Origin of the sequence: Providencia sp. PROV122, assembly GCF_028482365.1 — a bacterium.
Taxonomy (GTDB): domain Bacteria; phylum Pseudomonadota; class Gammaproteobacteria; order Enterobacterales; family Enterobacteriaceae; genus Providencia; species Providencia stuartii.
Genome location: NZ_JAMPQI010000069.1, coordinates 1 through 3604, shown reverse-complemented (window position 1 = coordinate 3604; position 3604 = coordinate 1). Strand labels below are relative to the sequence as shown.

The window sequence follows — 3604 nt, the reverse complement described above, 5'->3', positions numbered from 1 at the left end:
CTCTTATTCACGTCATGTGGTTAAACCGGATTAATGCTCTTATTTAGATTATATTGTTCTCAATATTTAGACCTACCTTAATTTATCGACTTTGCTTTATGACAAGCCTTCTGTTTATTTGATTCTGTAGTGATTGTCACACTCATTATTAATAAATACACCCGTCAATATCATTCATATCTAAAGTCAGCACAGAAGGCTATTTACGCAATATAAATAACCTATTCAGAGCAATGTCATTAATAGTCATGATTTGTATTTACCGGTTTGTGTTTACACGCTATTTAATTTACAGAATAAAAGAGATGTTAACCTCATTCACTCATTCACCTCATCATCAATCAAACTATAATCACCAGATACACTAGTGTTATAAACCACAAACTAAACCAGTCATTAATCACACTATTCTTTAAATTAATTATTCACAAACACTCTATTCATCATCAAACAATAATAGATTACTTACCAGTCAGTATCATTCATCTATATTAATGTTCATATACTTATTATACTTATTATACTTATATATTAATTCTTAAACTAAAGATAACGCCCCTAGTCAGGTAATGTATCCGCGATACAATACCGTGACTCACAATCATCACAAAGTGATCGCTTTTGGGCGCTATCGAGAAAAACAACTGCGATTTGAGAAAAATAAACCGATGTATGTGAGTGAGCTTAGCTTATCGCTTTCCTCCAATATGGATAATCATATCGATTTTGGCTCTTCATTCCCGTCCTCGTCTTCCCCCTTTGGTTTTGTGAAAAATGAAAGGTAAAATACTTTTTTGTTTTTTTCATCACGAATATTAACACCAAAGATAGCCGAAACAAAATCTTCAATCTTTTCCTGCCATATAATTTGTAATTGAACCATGTCATTATATTCATACTGCAATATTGACTCCCCATCATTAGATTTCGTCTGAATAATTTGTGTATCGGAATAATTCAATAACGACTCAATCAATTTATCTTCATCTCCCGAAAGAAGGGCATAAAAAAGACAAATTGCAATAATCTCACAAAAGTAAATATCCAGTAAAAATAACTTTTTTAACGCATTAAATTTAATTGAAATTTGTTTTAACCCCAGTCGACGACATTCATCACATAATAACTGACTGAGTAATAACGATTCTAATGCCAACTCAAAATTCACTTCTTTAGGTCGATAAAAATAATACTCCTTTAATTTACCAATTTCTTGAAATAAAGCTAAAATCTCCTCATCACTGCAATAATCATTTAAATACTGATAAAGCGAGCCCGTCATTGGAATACATTCGTTTTCACTTTGTTGCCCCATCAAAATGGGATACGGACATGATGCGGGTAATTTATGCCGTCGTTTGCGATTAATTTTTGTGGGGGCTATCAACGTATTCAGTCCCGTATTTTTTCCGCCAAGTGAGTTTGGATACAAGTGACACAAATCTAAACTCAGAAAAGGCAATAATTTTACGATTTCATTCTCACTCTCATCATACGCAACATACGATTTTTGGTATTTCGCCTTTAGAGTGTAGAGCTTAATCATCTCCGCAATGTCCGTGAGCGAATCTATCGATCCCATTTGCTTGGGATTTAGCTGAATAAAACGCTCGATATTACGCCAATAGGAATGCCTTATCGTCTTCGTTATCAGGCTGTTGTCAACCACCCTCGATGCCCGATAGCGGCACGCATTCGAGCAAAATCGTTTATTTTGTGTTTTCTTAATATACCGTTTACAGCCCTGCCGCTCACACTGTTGCTTTCCTTTATCATAACGCCGATTTATGTTCCTCATTTTGGTGTCATAATGTTGCTCACATAAATAGTGATGTCGAGCATCCACATTATCGTAAACGGGTTCATGACAATTTTTCCGCTTACAATGTGCTTTTATCGGTTTCTTAGTCATGCCGCGCTCCTTCCTGTTGAGATGAAATCCAATCATGGATATCGGATAACCACCAACGGCTGCTGCGTCCCAGTTTTATCGGTTTAGGAAATTGCCCCTTTTTTATGAGGGCATAAAACCACTTATCTGTCATTTTTGTACATTCGGTAATATATTTCATATCAACGAGTAGATTTGTTTCTTTCTTCATTGCTACCTCTTGATTTATATCATCTTTATTTTCAATCTCAACTTTCCTTATTAGCATATACAATCTTTATCGAGAGAAATACATCTTCTGCTTTATGTAATTTTAAGGTGAAATATGCATTGAAAAACAATTGGTTATTAGAAAAATGTTTCAGAGATACTAAACACAGCGTCATTTCATAATTTACTATCTACTTGCTCATCAATAAAATAGCCATAAATAATGCCCACTTTGATAGAATTACGGCATGAAACCTCACTAATCAAAAACAAAAGGTCAGTATATGTCAAAAAAGTATCAACTTCGGCTAAAAGCCACAAAGACAATTCAAATTATAATTGGAAAGAAAAAACCTTTATCGATATCAAAACAACTCAAATATTTCGGAACGCATACAAATAATTTGGAATCCAAATTTAAGACAAAGAAAGGTTTTCTTGATCTAATGAAATACGCGGTAAAACACATGCCGCTGAAAGAGTGGAGTCTTTCAATCATTGACTCGCCCTTTACCACAAAATTAAATGAGACTGCCGATGAATACGACCAGCTCTACGACACGTTTCATTATTTTCAACATTATCCTGACTATGAAGAATTTAAAACGGTTATAGAGCAAAGCGAAGGCAATGTGTCACAGTTTATCGCTGAACGTTATTATTTAGCAGCTCAATGTATTGATGACATCAATTTTATTGAATTCTCTAGGAGTGTTAAAACAACTGATGAAGCAACATGTTACAAAGTCATAAGTCAACAGTACCGAACACTATCAACTAATTTAGCGAAACATCAATCCATTTTAAACACGCTCAACGTTGGGATATTAGGGTTGATGCTGGCAAAATATGCCTATACCCAAAAAAAACAAGGTAAAGCCAATACCTACCTTGATGATTCCAGTAAACACATCATGGCACTAAACGCATTTGTGAATTCTCAGGAGCAACAAGTCAAACGTAGCGCAGGAGCATTGGAAACCCAAAAACCCTATAAGCTAGCCAAACTTGAACTGATTAGATTACTCGAAATAGCCTCAAAGCAAAGATCGTATAAAACCTCAAAAGATTTAATAGATTCGCTCGTGAGTGATATGAAATACTTTGCCAATACGAAAAATGGCAGGAAACCTGCTGAATCCAATATGGAAAGAACAATTCGTAATTGGCTACTAAAAGATGAAAATATCAACATCAAGTATAACTTGTGCTTAAAAAACTGCATTCATCCTTAAGTGTACTCCATGATATCTCACATCTATATTACCAATATGAAAGTCATTAGACCTCATATCGTTTGATGACCTTCATATTTACCCCATCACTCAACATTTAATTATCAAAATAAGAATGAGACACACTTTGACCTGACTATTTATCGTTTTAGCTGAAAATAATTTTTTACACGACATACCCTGTCCGGTCGGTTTGTTACGCTGTTGGCTCCTTAATTTATTGGAATCAACATCATGCCAAAATACCGTATTGACCCTGATTTAGCTT

The 3604-nt window shown here is 34.5% G+C and carries 3 protein-coding genes; 1 reads left to right on the top strand and 2 read right to left on the bottom strand.

Annotated elements, in window-relative coordinates; translation table 11 throughout:
• Nucleotides 1-715: 715 nt before the first annotated feature.
• Together PSE69_RS19705 and PSE69_RS19700 are read right to left on the bottom strand one after the other, a co-directional pair.
• Nucleotides 716-1912, bottom strand: a complete 1197-nt coding sequence (locus tag PSE69_RS19705) for a hypothetical protein (protein WP_004916153.1) — start codon at nt 1910-1912, stop codon at nt 716-718.
• Nucleotides 1905-2102 carry a helix-turn-helix transcriptional regulator gene (locus tag PSE69_RS19700; protein WP_042116133.1) on the bottom strand — a complete coding sequence of 66 codons (198 nt, stop codon included), beginning with the start codon at nt 2100-2102 and terminating at the stop codon, nt 1905-1907. Before PSE69_RS19700 ends, PSE69_RS19705 begins: the two co-directional genes overlap by 8 nt.
• A 283-nt stretch (nt 2103-2385) precedes the next feature.
• On the opposite strand from PSE69_RS19700, the gene PSE69_RS19695 reads away from it, so the two are divergent.
• Nucleotides 2386-3336 carry a hypothetical protein gene (locus PSE69_RS19695; RefSeq protein ID WP_004916159.1) on the top strand — a complete coding sequence of 317 codons (951 nt, stop codon included), beginning with the start codon at nt 2386-2388 and terminating at the stop codon, nt 3334-3336.
• The last annotated feature ends 268 nt before the right edge of the window (nt 3337-3604 follow it).

What these genes read in the sequence shown, in the direction of transcription:
- PSE69_RS19705 (WP_004916153.1), bottom strand. Translation starts at nt 1,912, where the DNA reads ATGACTAAGAAACCGATAAAAGCACATTGTAAGCGGAAAAATTGTCAT.
- PSE69_RS19700 (WP_042116133.1), bottom strand. Translation starts at nt 2,102, where the DNA reads ATGAAGAAAGAAACAAATCTACTCGTTGATATGAAATATATTACCGAA.
- PSE69_RS19695 (WP_004916159.1), top strand. Translation starts at nt 2,386, where the DNA reads ATGTCAAAAAAGTATCAACTTCGGCTAAAAGCCACAAAGACAATTCAA.